This window comes from Streptomyces sp. CWNU-52B, from assembly GCF_047444975.1.
Lineage (GTDB): Bacteria > Actinomycetota > Actinomycetes > Streptomycetales > Streptomycetaceae > Streptomyces.
The window spans coordinates 99,549-117,000 of record NZ_JBLFJV010000003.1 but is presented as its reverse complement, the minus strand read 5'-3'; the positions used below and the strand labels follow the sequence as shown (position 1 = coordinate 117,000).

Annotated in this window: 12 protein-coding genes; 6 read left to right on the top strand and 6 right to left on the bottom strand. The window is 73.9% G+C overall.

All coding sequences use genetic code 11. From position 1 onward, the window contains the following. Nucleotides 1-5,626, top strand: a 5,626-nt coding sequence (locus ACLVWQ_RS02795; protein ID WP_414106491.1) for a type I polyketide synthase, incomplete at its 5' end; no start/stop codon positions are given. Between the two features lie 103 nt (nt 5,627-5,729). Here the strand turns inward: ACLVWQ_RS02795 and ACLVWQ_RS02790 are convergent. Beyond that, nucleotides 5,730-6,779: a methyltransferase gene (locus tag ACLVWQ_RS02790; protein ID WP_414106490.1), complete on the bottom strand. Its 1,050-nt coding sequence runs from the start codon at nt 6,777-6,779 to the stop codon at nt 5,730-5,732. 325 nt (nt 6,780-7,104) lie between these two features. On the opposite strand from ACLVWQ_RS02790, the gene dpgA reads away from it, so the two are divergent. From dpgA to ACLVWQ_RS02765, 5 genes are read left to right on the top strand one after another with little or no spacing between them, the layout of a single operon-like run. Further along, the gene (gene dpgA / locus ACLVWQ_RS02785; protein WP_414106495.1) at nt 7,105-8,175 is read left to right on the top strand and encodes a 3,5-dihydroxyphenylacetyl-CoA synthase DpgA; all 1,071 of its coding nucleotides are present in this window, start codon (nt 7,105-7,107) and stop codon (nt 8,173-8,175) included. A gap of 20 nt (nt 8,176-8,195) precedes the next feature. Further along, nucleotides 8,196-8,963, top strand: a complete 768-nt coding sequence (dpgB, locus tag ACLVWQ_RS02780; protein WP_414106489.1) for an enoyl-CoA-hydratase DpgB — start codon at nt 8,196-8,198, stop codon at nt 8,961-8,963. Further along, nucleotides 8,960-10,375: a (3,5-dihydroxyphenyl)acetyl-CoA 1,2-dioxygenase DpgC gene (gene dpgC, locus ACLVWQ_RS02775; protein ID WP_414106488.1), complete on the top strand. Its 1,416-nt coding sequence runs from the start codon at nt 8,960-8,962 to the stop codon at nt 10,373-10,375. Before dpgB ends, dpgC begins: the two co-directional genes overlap by 4 nt. Then, the gene (locus ACLVWQ_RS02770) at nt 10,372-11,688 is read left to right on the top strand and encodes a PLP-dependent aminotransferase family protein (protein WP_414106487.1); all 1,317 of its coding nucleotides are present in this window, start codon (nt 10,372-10,374) and stop codon (nt 11,686-11,688) included. Before dpgC ends, ACLVWQ_RS02770 begins: the two co-directional genes overlap by 4 nt. Then, nucleotides 11,685-12,929, top strand: a complete 1,245-nt coding sequence (locus ACLVWQ_RS02765; protein WP_414106486.1) for a glycine amidinotransferase — start codon at nt 11,685-11,687, stop codon at nt 12,927-12,929. Before ACLVWQ_RS02770 ends, ACLVWQ_RS02765 begins: the two co-directional genes overlap by 4 nt. An 89-nt stretch (nt 12,930-13,018) precedes the next feature. Here ACLVWQ_RS02765 and ACLVWQ_RS02760 read toward each other — a convergent pair whose 3' ends face one another. The 5 genes from ACLVWQ_RS02760 to ACLVWQ_RS02740 are packed head-to-tail and all read right to left on the bottom strand — an operon-like array spanning nt 13,019 to nt 17,421. After that, on the bottom strand, nt 13,019-14,005 hold the full coding sequence (locus tag ACLVWQ_RS02760) for an LnmK family bifunctional acyltransferase/decarboxylase (RefSeq protein WP_414106485.1): 987 nt from the start codon (nt 14,003-14,005) through the stop codon (nt 13,019-13,021). After that, a complete protein-coding gene (locus ACLVWQ_RS02755) occupies nt 14,002-15,093 on the bottom strand; it encodes a histidinol-phosphate transaminase (RefSeq protein ID WP_414106484.1) in 1,092 nt (363 codons plus the stop codon). Before ACLVWQ_RS02755 ends, ACLVWQ_RS02760 begins: the two co-directional genes overlap by 4 nt. A gap of 41 nt (nt 15,094-15,134) precedes the next feature. Beyond that, the gene (locus ACLVWQ_RS02750) at nt 15,135-15,383 is read right to left on the bottom strand and encodes an acyl carrier protein (protein WP_414106483.1); all 249 of its coding nucleotides are present in this window, start codon (nt 15,381-15,383) and stop codon (nt 15,135-15,137) included. A gap of 47 nt (nt 15,384-15,430) precedes the next feature. Continuing rightward, nucleotides 15,431-16,522, bottom strand: a complete 1,092-nt coding sequence (gene dmpG, locus ACLVWQ_RS02745) for a 4-hydroxy-2-oxovalerate aldolase (protein WP_414106482.1) — start codon at nt 16,520-16,522, stop codon at nt 15,431-15,433. Beyond that, a complete protein-coding gene (locus ACLVWQ_RS02740) occupies nt 16,519-17,421 on the bottom strand; it encodes an acetaldehyde dehydrogenase (acetylating) (protein WP_414106481.1) in 903 nt (300 codons plus the stop codon). Before ACLVWQ_RS02740 ends, dmpG begins: the two co-directional genes overlap by 4 nt. Between the last annotated feature and the right edge of the window lie 31 nt (nt 17,422-17,452).

The following is a 17,452-nucleotide window of genomic DNA, read 5'->3' as shown; positions in this document are numbered from 1 at the left end:
TGCGGCGGGGAACACGTTCTTGGACGGGTTGGCTGCGTATCGGCGGGGGCGTGGTCTGGCGGGTGTTTCCGTGGCGTGGGGGTTGTGGGCCGAGCGCAGTGGCATGACCGGACAACTCGGTGACACCGACCTCGCCCGCATGAACCGGGTGGGAGCCGGCGCGCTGTCCACCCGCGAAGGACTGGACCTCTTCGACCGCGCCGCCGCGTCCCCCGAGAGCCTGGTGCTCGCCGCCCGCCTCGACACCCGGGCCCCGGGCGCGGACGACGCACCCGCGCACCCCATGCTGCGTGCCCTCGTCCGCCGCCCGGCTGCCCCGCGCCGCCGCAGTCTCACCGCGGCCGCGCCGGACACCGGCACCGGCACGGCGGACCGGACCACGGCACTGCGGCAGTCACTGCTCGGACAGCGGCCCGCGGAACGCCGTGCCACGGTGCTCGACCTGGTACGCGCCCAGGTGTCCACCGTGCTCGGGCACACGGACGCCGACGCGGACGCCGTGGCGGCGGACCGCGCGTTCAAGGACCTCGGACTGGACTCGCTGACCGCCGTCGACCTGCGGAACCGGCTCGGCACGGCCACCGGACTGCGACTGCCGGCCACGCTCGCCTTCGACCACCCCACCTGCACCGCGCTCGCCGGCCACCTCCTCACCGAACTCCTCGGCGAGGACACCGCCGTCGCTCCGGCGCCGCAGGACCCCGGCAGCCCCGGCGGCCCCGGTGCGTCCACGGACGACGACCCGATCGCGATCGTCGGCATGGCCTGCCGCTACCCCGGCGGCGTCACCACCCCGGAGGACCTGTGGCACCTCGTCGCCTCCGGCGGTGACGCCATCGGCGGGCTGCCCACCGACCGGGGCTGGGACCTCGACGCGCTGTACGACCCCGACCCGGACGCACCGGGCCGGATGTACGTGAGGGAAGGCGGGTTCCTGCACGACGCGGCGCGGTTCGACGCGGAGTTCTTCGGCATCTCACCGGTCGAGGCGCTGGCGACCGATCCCCAGCAGCGGCTCCTCCTGGAGACCAGCTGGGAGGCGGTCGAGCGGGCCGGGATCGTCCCGGCGGCACTGCGCGGCAGCCGTACCGGGGTGTTCGTCGGCTCGCACTACCAGGAGTACGGACCCCGTCTGCACCAGGCCGGTCAGGGCAACGAGGGCCACCTGCTCACCGGCACCGCGGGCAGCGTCGTGTCCGGACGGGTCTCGTACGTCATGGGCCTCGAAGGCCCGGCCGTCACCGTGGACACGGCCTGCTCGTCGTCGCTGGTGGCGCTGCACATGGCGGTACGGGCCCTGCGCGAGGGCGAGTGCGACCTCGCCCTGGCCGGTGGCGTCGCCGTGATGCCGGGACCCGGCGCCCTCGTGGGCTTCAGCCGACAGCGCGGCCTGGCCCCCGACGGACGCTGCAAGCCCTTCGCCGCAGGGGCGGACGGCACCTCGCTGGCCGAGGGCGCGGGCGTACTGCTGGTGGAACGGCTGTCGGACGCCCGCCGCAACGGACACCGGGTCCTCGCCCTGGTGCGCGGCACCGCGACCAACCAGGACGGCGCCTCCAACGGCCTCTCCGCGCCCAACGGACCCGCTCAGCAACGCGTCATCCGCGCCGCCCTCGCGGACGCCCGGCTGACCACCGCCGACATCGACGTCGTGGAGGCGCACGGCACCGGCACCCGGCTCGGCGACCCGATCGAGGCGCAGGCCGTGCTCGCCACGTACGGGGCACGGCGCGGCGGCGACGACGGCGACGACGCCGACGTGCGGCCCGTCTGGCTCGGCTCGGTGAAGTCCAACATCGGCCACACCCAGGCCGCCGCCGGAGTGGCCGGCATCATCAAGACGGTGCACGCGATGCGACACGGCGTACTGCCCCGCTCGCTGCACCTCGACGAGCCGTCGGACCACGTCGACTGGTCGAGCGGCGCCGTCGCGCTGCTGCGGGACTCCGTGGACTGGCCCGCGACGGAGCGGCCCAGGCGGGCCGGCGTGTCCTCCTTCGGCATCAGCGGCACCAACGCCCACGTCATCGTCGAGGAAGCCCCCCGGGACGAGCCCCCGGCCCCGGTCTCCGACGTACCCGGCACCGACGCCCGGACCGGCACCGACGACCCGGTCGACCACGAGGTCCAGGCCGACCACGACGCCCGGGCCGGCGCCGGCACTCCGGCCGGGACCGTCGCCTGGGTCGTCTCCGGGCGTACCCCGGCCGCGCTCCGCGACCAGGCCCGCCGGCTCCTCACCCACCTGCGGCGGCTGCCCGACGACGCCGTGCCCGCCCCGCGTGACCTGGCCGTCGCGCTCGCGACCCGGCGGTCGGTGTTCGCGCACCGGGCCGCCGTCGTCGGCGAAGAGGGCGCGGACCTCGTGGCGGGGCTGGACGCGCTGGCCGCCGGCCGGCCCGCGCCGCGCCTCGTCGTCGGCGGCACGCCGACCGGGCGTACGGCCTTCCTGTTCACCGGGCAGGGCAGCCAGCGCGCCGGGATGGCGGCCGAGCTGTACCGGACGTACCCCGCCTTCACCGACGCCTTCGACGCCGTCCGGGCCCGCTTCGACGCGCTGCTGCCCGACGAACCGTCGCTCCGGGACGTCGTGTTCGACACCGGCGAGGACGCGGAGAGGACCCTCTCCGGGACCCTGCACGCCCAGTGCGGCCTGTTCGCCGTGGAGATCGCCCTGTACCGGCTCGTCACGTCCTGGGGCGTACGGCCCGACGTGGTCGCGGGCCATTCCATCGGGGAGATCGCCGCCGCGCACGTCGCCGGTGTGCTCACGCTCGACGACGCCTGCGCACTCGTGGCCGCCCGGGGCCGGCTCATGCGGAGCCTTCCGGAAGGCGGCGCGATGGTCGCCGTACGGCTGCCGGAGGCCGACGTCACGCCGCTGCTGGCGGGCCGTGAGCACGAGGTGGGCGTGGCCGCCGTCAACGGGCCCGACTCCGTGGTGCTGTCCGGCGCTGAGGACGCCGTCGCCGACGTCGTCGCCCTGCTCGAGGAACGCGGTGCGCGGACCCGGCGGCTGACGGTGTCGCACGCCTTCCACTCGCCGCTCATGGAGCCCGTACTGGCCCCGTTCCGCGCCGAGCTGGCCGCCCTCACCTGCGCCGTGCCGGAGATCCCCGTCATGTCCCACCTGACGGGTGAACTCCTGCCCGGGGACCGGCCGGTGGAGACGGAGCACTGGGTACGGCACGTACGGGAGCCGGTCCGCTTCGCCGACGGGGTGGCCGCGCTCGCCGCGCAGGGTGTGACCACCTTCCTCGAGATCGGCCCGGACGCCGTACTGTCCACCCTGGGCCAGGACAGCGCGCCCGGGGCCGAGTTCGTCCCCGCGCTGCTCGCGGAGGGCGGCGAGGCCGCGGCCCTGACCCAGGCGCTGGCCCAGTTGTTCGCGCGCGGCATCGACGTCGACTGGTCGGCTGCCCTGGCGGTCCCCGACCACGCGCCGCACACCGTGGACCTGCCCACGTACGCGTTCCAGCGCGCCGCCTACTGGCTGCCCGCGGACGACAGGGCGCCGGGCCGGGCAGCCGCCGGCGCTCTTCTCCGGGACGCGGCGGACGGGGCCGACGACGACGCGCTCGCCACCGAACTCGCCCTCGGGGACGCGGAGTCGACGGCGGCGCTGCTGCCGCTGCTGGCCGCCTACCGGCGCCGCCGCGACGAGGACCGCCTCGTCGACGGCTGGCGCTACCGCACCGCGTGGACGCCGGTCACCGTGCCGTCCGCCGTGCCGGCCGGCGACTGGCTCGTCGCCGTCCCCGCGGATCTCGTCACCGGCCCCTGGGTCACCGGCCTCGTCGCGGCGCTGGCCGCCGCGGGCACCCGGCCCGTCGTGGTGCCCGTCACGGGCACCGACACCGGCACCGACACCGACACCGGCACCGATGGTGAGGCCCTGGGCGGGCAGCTCGGTGCCGCGGTGAGGGACGCAGGCGCCGTCTCCGGTGTGCTGTCCCTGCTGGCCCTGGCGACCGGGCGGCACCCCGCACACGGCGCGGTGCCGCGGAGTGTCGCCCTCACCCTGGAGCTGCTGCGAGCCCTGGACGAGAGCGGCCTGCGCGTCCCCGTCTGGCACGCCACCCGGTCCGCGGCGGCGGTCGGCGGCGCCGAACGCGCCCTCCACCCCGAGCAGTTCGGGGTACGGGCGCTGGGGCGCGTCGCCGTCCTGGAAGCCCCCGAGCACTGGACGGGGACCGTCGACCTGCCCGAGCGGATCGACGGCTGGATCGGCGGCCGGCTCGCCGCCGTCCTGACCCGGGGCGCGGGCTCCGCCGTCGACGACCGCACCGCCGGGACCGTCGCCGGCGAGAGCGAACTGGCCGTCCGAGGCTCCGGTGTCTTCGCCCGCCGGATCGTCCGGGCCCCCGCCCCGACCCCGGCACCCGCCGGCCCTGCCGGAGCCTCCGCCCCATGGCCCCCCACCGGCACGGTCCTCGTCACCGACGGCACCGGCGCCCTCGGCCGGCAGGTCGCCCTGCGGCTGGCCCGTGACGGGGCCGCACACCTGCTGCTGGTCTCACGACGCGGTCCCGCCGCCGAAGGAGCCGACGCGCTGCGCGCCGAACTCACCGCACTGGGCGCCCGTACCGACCTCGTGGCCTGCGACGTCGGCGACCGGGCCGCCGTGGCCGCCCTGCTGGAAGGCATCCCGGCACAGCGCCCGCTGACCGCGGTCGTGCACACCGCCGGGGCGCACACCACCGGAACCCCTACCCAAGAAGCCCCTGCCGAAGAAGCGCATGCCGAAGCGGTGTCCGACGGCGGCGCGGTCGGCCGGCGGTCCGCCGCCGGGTTCCAGGACGTGCTGAGGGCCACGGCCGAGTCGGCCCGGCACCTGCACGACCTCACCCGGGAGCGGACCGGCCTGACCTCCTTCGTGCTCTTCTCGTCCTTCGCCGCCACCGCCGGCGTCGCCGGACAGGCGGGCCAGGCGGTCGCAGGCGCCCTCCTGGACGCCCTGGCCGAGGAGCGGCGCGCCGAGGGACTGCCCGTGACCTGCGTCGCGTGGGGGCCGTGGACCGAGGAGGCCGCCGAGGACGGCGGCATCGGGCACAGCGGGCTGCTCCCGATGCGCCCGGAGCTCGCCCTGCGGGCGCTGGACCGCGCCGTCTCGGGCAAGGACACCCGCATCGCCGTTCTCCACGCCGACGCGGAGCACTTCGCCGACCACCTCGCGGCCACTGCCGGGGCACGCCCACTGGCCCGGCTGTTCGACGGCGTCCCCGCGCTGCGGAAGGCGGCCGCCGGCCTCCGCACGGACCAGGACGCCGGGTACGCGCAGGACGCGGAGAACCCCGAGGAGTTCGGGCGCAGGCTCACCGCCCTGCCCGAAACGGAACGGGGCGCCGAACTGCTGCGGCTCGTGCGCATCCACGCCGCCCTGGTGCTCGGACACGACACCGGCGACGCCGTGGCCCCGGAACGCAGCTTCGTGGAGATGGGCTTCGACTCACTCACCGCGACCCGGATGCGCAACCGGCTCGGTGCCGTCACCGGCCTCCAGATCAGCGCCGCGACCGTCTTCGCCCATCCCACCCCGGACACCCTGGCCGACCATCTGCTGCGGCTCTACGCCGCTCCGCAGGCCCGCAGGCGCCCCCGCCTGCGCCCCCGCAGCCGGGGCTGACCAAGAGGCCCCCGTGGGCACCGACACAGGTGCCCACACCGCAGCGCGCGGCCCCGTCCACCGACGGGGCCGCGCGCTGCGGTACGAACGGGCAGGGCCCGCGTCAGGGTTTGACGCCCACACTGAGCCCGTGCTCGTAGGGCAGCCCGGAGACGGTCGCGACCTCCCCGAACCCGGCCTCGCGCAGCCACCGTTCGTAGTCGCGGGCCGGATAGGCCATGCCCCGGCCGCTGGCCAGCACGTTGAAGTACAGGCCGAGCCGGGCGCCGAACACCCCCTCGGTCTCGTCGTCCGAGACGTTGTAGCCGTACACCATGACCCGTCCGCCCGGCGGCAGCGCGGCGAACGCCTTGCCCAGCAGGAGCAGGATCGAGTCCTCGTCGAAGATCTCCAGCACATGGCTGAACAGCACCGCGTCCGGCCCCGCGGGGAACGGATCGGTGAAGATGTCGCCCGGCATCAGGCTCACCCGGTCGGGGTACGTGCCGGCCTCCGCGTCGGACGCGAGCTTCGACACGCTCGGCATGTCGAAGACCGTCGACCTCAGACGCGGGTTGCGCGCCACCAGCCGCGCCGAGGTGCTGCCGTCGCCGCCGCCCACGTCCAGGACGTGCCGTACGCCGTCGAAGACCGGCTGCTCGATCAGCGCGTCCACCGAGCGGAGCGTGAAGGCGGTCATCGCCCGGTGGAAGACCTCCTCCAGCGGCGGGTTGTGCGCCAGCCGCCCGTACAGGGTCGGTTCGTCACCGGGATGAGCGGCCAGGGCGGTGTTGGTGCCCGCCCGCAGGGCCGTCGTCATGTGCGAGAACGCCGGGTAGTAGACCTCCTTCCAGCCCGTCAGGATGTGGCTCCAGCTGTCCGGCTCGCCGTCCGCCGCCAACAGCTCCTCGGCGACACGGGAGTTGTGGTAGATGCCCTCCCGGCGGTCGAGCAGCCCCGTGGTGCAGACCGCCTGGAGCAGCACGCGCAACTGATGCGCGGGCAGCCCGCAGAACGCCTGGATCTCCTCGGCCCGTGCCCCGGAACTCTCGGACAGGAAGGCGAAGATTCTCAGTTCTGCGGCGGTGGTGACGGCGTTGAAAAGCGCCGGAGCATTGACGAGGAAATGGAATCGTTCGAGGACCGGGTCGCCTTCTTGGGCGCCGTTCTTCATGATTCTCCCGGAAATGAAAGGCGTCGGGCACCGCGGTGCGGTGACCTCGAAACGCTAGAAGGGAGGGGGCGGACCGGCATCGACGTTCCCCGCCGTTACGGGTGAATGGCCGCCGCTCGCCCGGCGGTTCCGTAACTGCGGCTAGCACGGGTGCGGCGCACGGCTTTCCCCTGTGAACATCGCCTCCAGGCCGAGACGGAATTCGGTGGCTGCCACCCGGTCACGTGTCATGTGTCATACGGAGGAAGACGTGCGCGTAACCCAGCAACCGGTGGCCCCGGCACCCGGGAACCTGCCGGAGCGGCCGGGGTCCGGCGCGCCGGGCATGGTCGGTGTCGGCACCGCCGTACCGGCCGCGTCCTACACACAGCGGGAAGTCCTGGACACCTTCGGCATCACCGACCCGAGGATCCGCTCAGTCTTCCTCGGCGGCGCCATCGAGCGCCGCAACCTCACGCTGCCCCCGGTGGGCCCCGACGGGACACCCGTCGTCGAGACCCAGGGCGACCTGCTGCGCAAACACACCGAGTCCGGGCTGCGGCTGGGCCGCGAGGCGATCGAGAGCTGTCTGCGGGACACCGGCGCGTCGCTCGCCGACATCGGATACCTGTGCTGCGTCACCTCCACCGGACTGCTCACCCCCGGTCTCTCCGCGCTGCTCATCAGGGACCTAGGCATCGAACCGTCCTGCCAGCGCCTGGACGTCGTCGGCATGGGCTGCAACGCCGGGCTCAACGCGCTCAACGCCGTCTCCGGCTGGGCCGGCGCCCACCCCGGTGAACTCGCGCTGATGGTCTGTGTGGAGGTCTGCTCCGCGGCCTACGTCTTCGACGGCACCATGCGCTCCTCGGTGGTCAACAGCCTGTTCGGGGACGGCGCGGCGGCCGTCGCCGTACGGGCCCCCGAACGCACCCCCGAACCCCGGACCGAGGAGCCGTCACCGGAGCCGTCGCCGGTTCCGGCGCTGCTGAGGTTCACCAGCCACATCATCCCCGAGGCCGCCGGCGCGATGCGCTACGACTGGGACGAGACGCACGGCAAGTTCAGCTTCTACCTCGACTCCGAGGTGCCCTATGTCGTGGGCGCCAACGCCGAGACCGCCGTGGCCCGGCTCCTGGCGGGCACCGGGCTGCGCACCGACGACATCGCGCACTGGGTCGTGCACTCCGGCGGCAAGAAGGTCATCGACTCGATACGGGTGAACCTCGAACTGTCCCGGCACGACGTGCGGCACACCACCGGGGTCCTGCGCGACCACGGCAACCTCTCCAGCGGCTCGTTCCTGTTCTCCTACGAGCGGCTGCGCGACGAGAAGGCCGCCGTACCCGGGGACCTCGGGGTGCTCATGACGATGGGACCGGGATCCACCATCGAGACGGCCCTGGTGGGCTGGTGACGAAAGGAGCCCCTGCCGATATGAAGACCGAGCGCGACCTGACCGGGCTGCCCGACGGCCTGGGCGTCCTCGCCCGGCTGGACGGCGGCAGCCCGCTGCCCGAGCTGACCGCGGCGGTGAACGCGGTGTGCGAGGAGGCCGGGGAGCGGCGCGAACGGACGGTCGTCGTCCTGCGGTTCACGCCGTCACCGCCCCGCGCCGCCCGCGAGTGGCCGGGTGACGTGTCCATCCAGGAGGTCAACCGCTGGGAGCGGGCCGTCCGCCGTCTGGAACGGCTGGACAACGTCAACATCGCGGTCGCGGAAGGCACGTGCGGCGGTCCCGTCCTGGACCTGCTGCTCGCCTCGGACTTCCGGATCGGCACCCCCGACCTGCGGCTGATGCTGCCCATCAACGACGGGCACTTCTGGCCCGGCATGTCCCTCTACCGGCTCGTCCAGCACATCGGCCTGGCCCGCGCCCGCCGCATCGTGCTGTGGGACTCCGCCATCTCGCTCGCCGACGCCACCGAGCTCGGCATCATCGACCAGGTCAGCGACGACCTGACCGAGGCCATCCACACCGCGGCCGTGCTGCGCGGCCGGCTCTCCGACCGGGAGACCCGGATCCGCCGCAGGCTGCTGGAGGAGGCCGCGTCCGCCGAGTACCAGGACGCACTCGGCGCCCATCTCGCGGCCTGCGACCGAGAGTTGCGCCGCCTGCGGGACAGCGGTCCCGGCACCCCGAACGACGGCGCACCCGGTTCCCCGCCCGGCGGCGCGGAGGACCGTACGGAGGCGGCCGGGTGAGCACCCACGCGCCCACCGGTGCTCCCACCGATGCCCTCCCCGGTGCCCCCTCGGCCCGCGCACCCGAGCCGTCCGAGCCGCCCGACCCGTCCGGCCCGCTCGAAACGGACGCCCGCCACCTGGCCGAGTACGTCGCCGGGGCCGAGCGGGACCTCGCCGCGCTGCCGCCGCCCGGCCCCGGCCGTACGCCCGACGACCGGGACCGGGCCGCCGCGGTCCACACGAGGGCCCGGCGGATCCGGCGCACCTTCCTCGCCCGGCACGCGGAGACCGTGTACGGGCTGCTCACCGATGGGCTGAGCCGGCCCGTGCGCCTCCCGGACCTGGTGTACGAGGCCGCCGACCGGTTCCCCGGTCTGGTGCCCACCCGCGCACAGATGGCGGCCGAACGCCTGCTCGTGCAGGCGGAGAAGGAAGGCCGCGAGATCGACCAGGCGCTGTTCTGCGGCGCCGTACTGCGCTCACCGGCCGCCGGCCGGCACCTCGTCGAGACGATGCTCGGGCCCACCCCGAAGGCCCTGGCGCTCCTGGACGGCTTCCGCGCCGCGGGCCGCGTCGAGCTGGACACCGTCCTCGTCGAACGCCGCGGCGCCGCCGCGCACGTCGAGTTCCGGAACACCGGGCGGCTCAACGCCGAGGACGACCGGCTGGTCGCCGACCTCGACACCGCCGTCGACCTCGTCCTGCTCGACGACACGGTCAAGGTCGGCGTCCTGCGCGGCGGCACCGTCGACCACCCCGCGTACCGGGGACGACGTGTCTTCAGCGCCGGGGTCAACCTGACCGACCTGCGCGACGGGCGGATCTCCTTCGTCGAGTTCCTGCTCGGCCGTGAACTCGGCTACGTCAACAAGATGCTCCGCGGCCTGCTCACCGACCCGCTGCCCGGCGCCTGGAGCCAGCGGAGCGTCACCAAGCCGTGGATCGGCGCCGTCGACACCTTCGCCATCGGCGGCGGCATGCAACTCCTGCTCGTCCTCGACCACGTCGTCGCCGAGGAGCACTCCTACGTCAGCCTGCCCGCCGCCGAGGAGGGCATCGTGCCGGGGCTCGGCAACCTCCGGCTCACCCGGCTCACGGGCGCCCGCCTCGCCCGTCAGGTGGTGCTCGGCGGACGCCGGATCGCCGCCACCGACCCCGACGCCCGGCTGATCTGCGACGAGATCGTGCCCGCCGACGGCATGGACGACGCGGTCGACCGCGCCGTGGCGGCACTGTCCGCGCCCGCCGTCGCCGCGAACCGCCGCATGCTCACCGTCGCCGAGGAACCCCTCGACCTGTTCCGCGACTACCTCGCCGAGTTCGCCGTCGCCCAGGCGGAACGCGCCTACGCCCCCGACGTCCTGGACAAGGTGGAGCGCCGCTGGCAGGAACGCGAACGACGGCGCGCCGCGGGCCGGAGCCGACCGTGACCGGCGCCCCCGGCCGACCCGCCCCCGACCTGTACGCGGAGGACCTGCACGGATCGCTCCAGGACCCGGTGCTTGGCGCCATCGGCTTCCTCAACGAGGTGATGGGCAGGCACCCTGACGCCATCTCGTTCGCGCCGGGCGCCCCGCACCCCGAGTTCGTCCAGGGCCTGGACACCCGCGCCCTGACCGACCGCTACCTGGCCCACCTCGTCACCGACCGCGGCCTCGACCCGGTCCGCGCCGAACGCATGCTCTACGAGTACGGACCGGCCCAGGGCCTGATCAACGACCTCGTGGCCCAGGCGCTCGGCGCCGACCAGGGCATCCACGCCGCACCCCGCGAGATCGTCGTCACCGTGGGTGCGCAGGAGGCCATGCTGCTGACCCTGCGGGCGCTGTTTTGCGGCGGCGGGGACGTACTGGCCGTGGCCGACCCCTGCTTCGTGGGGATCGTCGGCGCCGCGCGACTGCTCGACATCCCCGTGGTCGACGTCCGCGAGGGGCCCGACGGACTCGACGTGGACCACCTCGCCGTCCGCTGCCGGGAGGCCCGCGCGGCCGGCCGCCGCGTCCGCGCCTGTTACGTCGCCCCCGACTTCTCCAACCCCGGCGGCGCCCGGATGCCGCTCGCCCTGCGGCACCGCCTGCTCGACCTGGCGGCCCGCGAGGACCTGCTGCTCATCGAGGACAACGCGTACGGCTTCACCGCCCCCGAGGACGACACGCTGCCCGGCCTCAAGGCCCTGGACACCGCGCGCCGCGTCGTCCACCTCGGCACGTTCGCCAAGGTCGGCTTCCCCGGCGCCCGGGTCGGCTACGCCGTCGCCGACCAGCGCGTGCGCCGCCCCGACGGCGAACGGCTGCTCGCCGAGGAGCTCGCCGACCTCAAGACCATGGTCACCGTCAACACCTCACCGCTGTCCCAGGCCGTCGTCGGCGGGCTGCTCCTGGAACACGGGGGCTCGCTGGCCGCCCTCGCCCGACGCAAGGCCGAGCGCTACCGGCGCAACCTCGCCTGCCTGACCGACGCGCTGGAGCGGCACCTGTCCGACGACATGCCGCCGGGCGTCGTCTGGCACCGGCCGGCCGGCGGCTTCTTCGTCCGCGTCGACCTGCCGGTACCCGCCGACCTCGCCCTCCTGGAGGTGTCGGCCGCCGAGTACGGCGTGCTGTGGACGCCGATGCGCCAGTTCTCCCTCACCGACCGCGGCGACCGGCAGATCCGGCTGTCGTGCAGCTATCTGGAGCCCGACCGGATCGAGACCGGCGTCCGGCGGCTCGCGGCCTTCCTCAGGAAGGAGACCGGGAGATGAGGAGCGGCCCCGGCACCCGGGCCCGCGCCGGCCCGCAGACCGGCGCCGGCCCCGACGCCCGTACCCCACCGTCCCACGAAAGGCCCCCGCCGATGCGCCTGAACAGCTACGACGACTTCACCCCGCTGAAGGAGGTCGTGCTCGGCTCCGCGGACGGCTACCGCGACCGGGTGCGTGACATGTCGTTCGACATGTTCATCAGCGACAACCTCTCCGGCGCCCGCGGCTACTACCCCTCCATCTCCACCTGGCGGGACGGTGAGGAACGCCGGACCCGCAACTCCCCGCGGCGCCTGGAGATGAAGGAGCGCTTCCTCGGCGAACTCATCGAGGACGTGGAGGGCATCGCCGCCCATCTCACCGCGCTCGGCGTCACCGTCCTGCGCCCCAGGCAGCCCGGACCCGACCTGACCAGGGTCGCCACCCCCGCCTTCGAGGCCGCCGTCACACCGCCGCTCAACCTCCGCGACAACACCCTGATCCTCGGCGACGAGATCATCGAGACCCCGCCGATGCTGCGCGACCGCTACTTCGAGACCCAGTTCCTCAAGCAGGTCTTCCTCGACTACTTCCGCGCGGGCGCCCGCTGGACGACCATGCCGCGCCCGATGATGACCGACCACTCCTTCGACCCGGAGAACATCCCCAACGCGGCCCCGAACATCGAGGTTCCGCTGCAACCGGAGGACTCGCTCCTCGACGTCGGCCCGGAGCCCATGATCGACGGCGCCAACTGCCTGCGCCTGGGCCGCGACCTGATCGTCAACATCTCCAACGCCAACCACGCCCTCGCCTGCGACTGGCTCGAACGCCACCTCGACGGACGGTTCCGCGTGCACCGCATGGCGAAGCTGACGCAGAGCCACATCGACTCCGTCGTCGTGCCGCTGCGCCCCGGGACCCTGTTGCTGCGCGACCCCGGCGTCGTCGACTACCTGCCCGAGGCGCTGCGCGGCTGGGACACCGTGGTTCCGCCCCCGCCCGGCATCGACGACTACCCCCAGTACGAGAACGGCGACCCGATCCCGGCCAGCCCCTACATCGACCTGAACGTGCTGTCCGTCGACGAGGACACCGTCATGGTCAACGACGCCTGTAAGACCCTCATCGGCACCCTGGAGAAGCACGGCTTCACCGTCGTCCCGGTCCGGCACCGGCACCGGCGCCTGTTCGGCGGCGGATTCCACTGCTTCACCCTGGACACGGTGCGCACCGGCGGCGCCGAGGACTACCTGACCTGACCTGGCCGACCCGAACCGCGCTGTGGGGGCCGCACCCGACCGGGTGCGGCCCCCACAGCGCGGTTCACGCCCGTACGGGCCGCTGGACGTCAGCCGTTCGTCGTCGTCGCGTCGTCGAGGCAGGTCTCCGTGGACGCCACCGCGAGCAGTCGGCCGGAGGCAGCGTCCCGCAGCGCCATGTCGGCGATCTCGGCGTCCGGGCGGTGGACACCGCGCCAGCGGCGCACCTCGATGTCGAAGACGGCCCCGGGATCCGCGTTGCCGAAGAAGCCGATCCGCTGGTCCACCACACGGCGGCCGACGAACACCGAGTCGTCCCGGCCCAGCGAGCGCCACAGTCCCAGCAGGGCGGTGTCGAAGATGCCGAAGTACGCGGCGAAGTACATCAGGCCCGCGCCGTTCAGGTCCCGGACCACGTCGAGTTCGTAACGGCAGGTGGGTCCTGGGCCGGCCGGGACGAAACCGGGCGGGGGAGCGGAGTGGAAGGTGCCGGCCTCGCGGGCCCGCCCGACGACGGAGCGCGGCGAGTGGGCGTTCGGCAGCCGCGGCAGATGCCGGAAGGCGAAGTCGGGCGGCGCGGTGAGCGAGAGGCCCTCGTTGCTGCCGGGGCTGGAGCGCGCGATCCAGCGGTTGTAGTTCTCCGCGTACAGGCAGTCGGCCCGCGGGTGCTCGTAGAACTCCGCCGGGTCCAGTGGTTCGTCGGGCAGCGCGAGCCCGGCCGGGGCCAGCCGGTGCAGGGTGAGAGCGGACTGGCCGCCGTACTGGAACACCCGGGAGTCGACGCGCAGTTCGTCGCCGAAGGTGAGGCCGTGCGGGTGGAGCGTGCGCCCGCCGCGCACCCGGTAGTAGTAGAACGACAGGTACGCGGGCCGGCCGTCGGCGGCCCTGGCGGCGTGCACGTTGGTCCCGCAGGCCGCCGCCACCGCCTCCCAGGTCCAGTCGCCGATCTGGCCGAACACCAGGGAGCCCCCGCCGCACATGGCGGGCGAGACCAGGACCTCGCGGCGCAGCGAACTCGGGTCGGGCCGGTGGAGACGCTGTCCGACCGGGGCGCCGGCCCACGTCGACCCGCTCATGCGCCGCTCGGCGCCACGGCGCGGCCGCGGGCGCGGAATCCGCCCGCCACCCTCACGAAGGCGTCGTTGTCGTCGGGCGAGCCCACCGAGACCCGTACCCCCTCGCCGGGGAAGACCCGCACCGAGATGCCGTGGTCCGCGCACCACGTGCCGAACGCGGCGGCCCGCGCGCCGAGCCGCAGCCACAGGAAGTTGGCCTGGCTGTCCGGGACCCGCTCACCCTGGGCGAGGAGCGCGGCCCGTACCCGGACGCGCTCCGTGACCGTGCTCTCCACCCGTTCCAGCAGCGCGTCGCGCAGGCCCAGCGCGGCCACCGCGGACGTCTGCGCGGCCGAGTTCACCGCGTACACCAGACAGGCCCGGCGCAGCAGCGCCACCACCCGCGGGTCGCCCACCAGGTAGCCGACGCGCAGCGCGGCCAGTCCGTAGGCCTTGGAGAAGGTGCGCAGGACGACGACGTTCGGGTGGTGCGCGGCCACCGCCAGACCGTCGGCGGACCGTGGGTCGCGTACGTATTCGGCGTAGGCCTCGTCGAGGGCGACCAGGCAGGTCGGGGGAACGCGCGCGAGGAACGCCGTCAGGTCGTCGTGGGAGACGACGGTCCCCGTCGGGTTGTTCGGGTTGCACACGATCACCAGGCGGGTGGCGTCCGTGATCCGGTCCGCCATGGCGGTGAGGTCGTGCGCCTCGCCGGTCAGCGGCACCTGGACCGACCGCACGCCGGCGAGACCGGCGAGTACCGGGTACACCTCGAACGACCGCCAGCCGTACACCGCTTCGGCGCCGGGCCCGGCGACCGCCTGGAACAGCGTCTGCAGGAGGGCCACCGAACCGGCGCCCACCACGATCCGGTCGGGGTCCACGCCCAGGTGCCCGGCCAGGACACGGGTCAGGTCCCGGCACTCCGGGTCCGGGTAGCGGTTGACGTCCTGTCCCGCGGCGGCGACGGCCGCGGCGATGCCCGGCAGCGGGGTGTGCGGCGACTCGTTGGCCGACAGCGGCAGCGTGCGTGTCGCGGCGTGGACGCCCTCGGACGGCCGGTAGGCGGAGAGTTCGTCGAGGAAGGGGCTGAGCCGGGGCAGGGTCATGAGGCTCCCAGGGAGGTGGAACGGGGCTACCGCGCGGCGGATCAGGACGGCCCGCCGGCGCCCGCGGCGGCACGCCGTCGGGCCATCAGGTCGGCGACGTCCCCGACCGTGCCGGCCTCCAGCACCTCGTAGTCCTGGACCTCGATGCCGTACCGGCCGTTCAGCAGCGTCACCAGCTCCAGCACGGCCAGCGAGTCGAGACCGACCTCCGCGCGGCTCGCCGTCGGCGTCACGTCCTCGGCACGGACCTGGAGGTCGTCGACCAGGATGCCCTTGAGTTCCTCGTACACGTGTCTAAGCCCTTCTCGTCTCTGAGTTCCCGGCTCCCGGCCCTCGCTCAGCCGACGCCGGCCGAGCTGTCGGCCGGTGCCGTGCCGGACGCGTCGGACGTGCCGGAACCCGCCCGGAGGGCGAAGGCGACGTCCATGATCAGGTCTTCCTGGCCTGCTACGGCCTGGCGCCGGCCGAGTTCGAAGAACACGTCGCGCGGATCGACGCCCTGCCGCCCGGACACGTCCAGGACGCGGTTCTTGAAGCCGGAGAACACCCCCGCGAGACCGCTGACGATGCCCACCGAGTCGATGGTCGGCGGCCTCGGCATCAGCTCGCGCTCGGCGATGTCCGCCGCGTCGAGCAGCGCGTACAGGTCGATGCCGGTGCGCCAGCCGACCCGTTCCAGGACCGGCACCAGCACCTCCAGCTGGGTGTTGCCCGCTCCGGCGCCGAACCCCCGGGCGCAGGCGTCCAGGATGTCCGCGCCCGCCTCGACGGCGGCGAGCGAGTTGGCGACGGCCATCCCCAGGTTGTTGTGGCCGTGGAACATGATCGGCACGTCGACCGCGGCCCGCATCGCCGCGATCCGGTCGGTCACGTCCCCGGGAAGGTAGTGGCCCGCGGAGTCCATGATGCCGACCCCCTGCGCGCCGTACTCGACCAACTGGGCACATTGTTCGCCCAGTTGGGCGGGCGAGGCCATATGGCTCATCAGCAGCACGCCGTGCGCCTCGACGCCCCGCTCGCGCAGCATCCCGAGGTGGCGCTCGGCGAGGTCGGCCTCGGTGCAGTGGGTGCCGATGCGCACCATGTCCGCGCCGTGCGTGACCGCGCGCCGCAGATCGTGCAGGGTGCCCCAGCCGGGCAGCATGAACACCCCCATCCGGCTGTTCGGCAGGGCCTCACGCACCACCGACAGCATCTCGTCGTCGCTCAGCAGGGCCCGGCCCGCCTGGAGCGAGGACGCTCCCAGTCCGTTGCCGTGCCCGACCTCGACGACCGGCACGCCTGCCGCGTCCGCCGCCGCGGCGTAGGCCCGCAGCTGGGGTGCCGTCAGCTGGTGGCGGACGGCGTGGTGGCCGTCGCGCAGCGTCGGGTCGTGGATGAGGACGTGCCCGCGGCCGGTGTCGTCCCGGTCCGTTGTCTGCTGGTTCATGACCTCTCCGTGGGGACGGCGGCGGCGGAGCGGACCCGGGCGGCGGCGTGCAGTTCCGCCACCCGCAGCGCGGCGGAGTTGATGATGTCGAGATTGCCCGCGTAGCGCGGGACACGGTCACCGCTCGCGGTGACCTGTACGGCGACGAAGGCCCGGTCGCCCTCGGCCACGCACGCCGTCACCTCGAACCCGGCCGCGTACTCCCGCACGCGGCAGGCGGCCTCCTCGACGGCGGCCGCCACCGACTCCCGGGTGAGGTCCTCGCCCAGCAGCGACATCGCGACACGGAACATCGCCGGCGGCCGGGCGGGGGAGACGTTGAGGATCGCCTTGACGTCCTTGACCCCCGTGAAGTCACGCACCGCGTCCTGGGTGGTCGCCACGTACTCGTCGAGGTTGAGTCGCGTGCCCCGTCCCACGCTCGGACTGGCGGCCGTCGTCACCACCTCCACGTGGTCGACGCGGTGCCGACGGGTGATGGCGTGCAGCAGCGGGACCGACGCCTGGCCGCCGCAGCTGACCATGCTCATGTCCCGCTGCCCGGCCGCCTCCGCGCCGTTGACCGCCGGTACCACCATGTGCCCGACGCGGCTCGGCGTCAGATCGATCAGGACCGTTCCTGACGCGGCGAGCAGCGCGGCGTGTTCGGCGTGCGCCATCGCGTTCGTCGCGTCGAACACCACGTCGACGGGCTCGTCCGCCGTCAGCAGGGAGCGGACGCCGTCGGTGGCCGTGGCCAGCCCCATCGCCTTCGCCTGCCGCAGCCCCGGGGTGTCCGTGGCACGCGCCACGACCAGCGGGTTCTCCAGGACGTCCGACCGTACCGCCTTCGCGGCCAGGTCGATCCCGATGAGCCCCGCGCCCAGCACGGCCACGGACAGCCGTCTGCTTCGATTCATGGCTTGTCGCCTTTCCCGTCGCACGCTCCGC

Excerpts from the sequence above, each read along its gene's own strand:
- ACLVWQ_RS02740 (WP_414106481.1), bottom strand. The coding sequence starts at position 17,421 with ATGAATCGAAGCAGACGGCTGTCCGTGGCCGTGCTGGGCGCGGGGCTC.
- ACLVWQ_RS02790 (WP_414106490.1), bottom strand. The coding sequence starts at position 6,779 with ATGAAGAACGGCGCCCAAGAAGGCGACCCGGTCCTCGAACGATTCCAT.
- ACLVWQ_RS02765 (WP_414106486.1), top strand. The coding sequence starts at position 11,685 with ATGAGGAGCGGCCCCGGCACCCGGGCCCGCGCCGGCCCGCAGACCGGC.
- dpgB (WP_414106489.1), top strand. The coding sequence starts at position 8,196 with ATGAAGACCGAGCGCGACCTGACCGGGCTGCCCGACGGCCTGGGCGTC.
- dpgA (WP_414106495.1), top strand. The coding sequence starts at position 7,105 with ATGGTCGGTGTCGGCACCGCCGTACCGGCCGCGTCCTACACACAGCGG.
- ACLVWQ_RS02760 (WP_414106485.1), bottom strand. The coding sequence starts at position 14,005 with ATGAGCGGGTCGACGTGGGCCGGCGCCCCGGTCGGACAGCGTCTCCAC.
- ACLVWQ_RS02755 (WP_414106484.1), bottom strand. The coding sequence starts at position 15,093 with ATGACCCTGCCCCGGCTCAGCCCCTTCCTCGACGAACTCTCCGCCTAC.
- dmpG (WP_414106482.1), bottom strand. The coding sequence starts at position 16,522 with ATGAACCAGCAGACAACGGACCGGGACGACACCGGCCGCGGGCACGTC.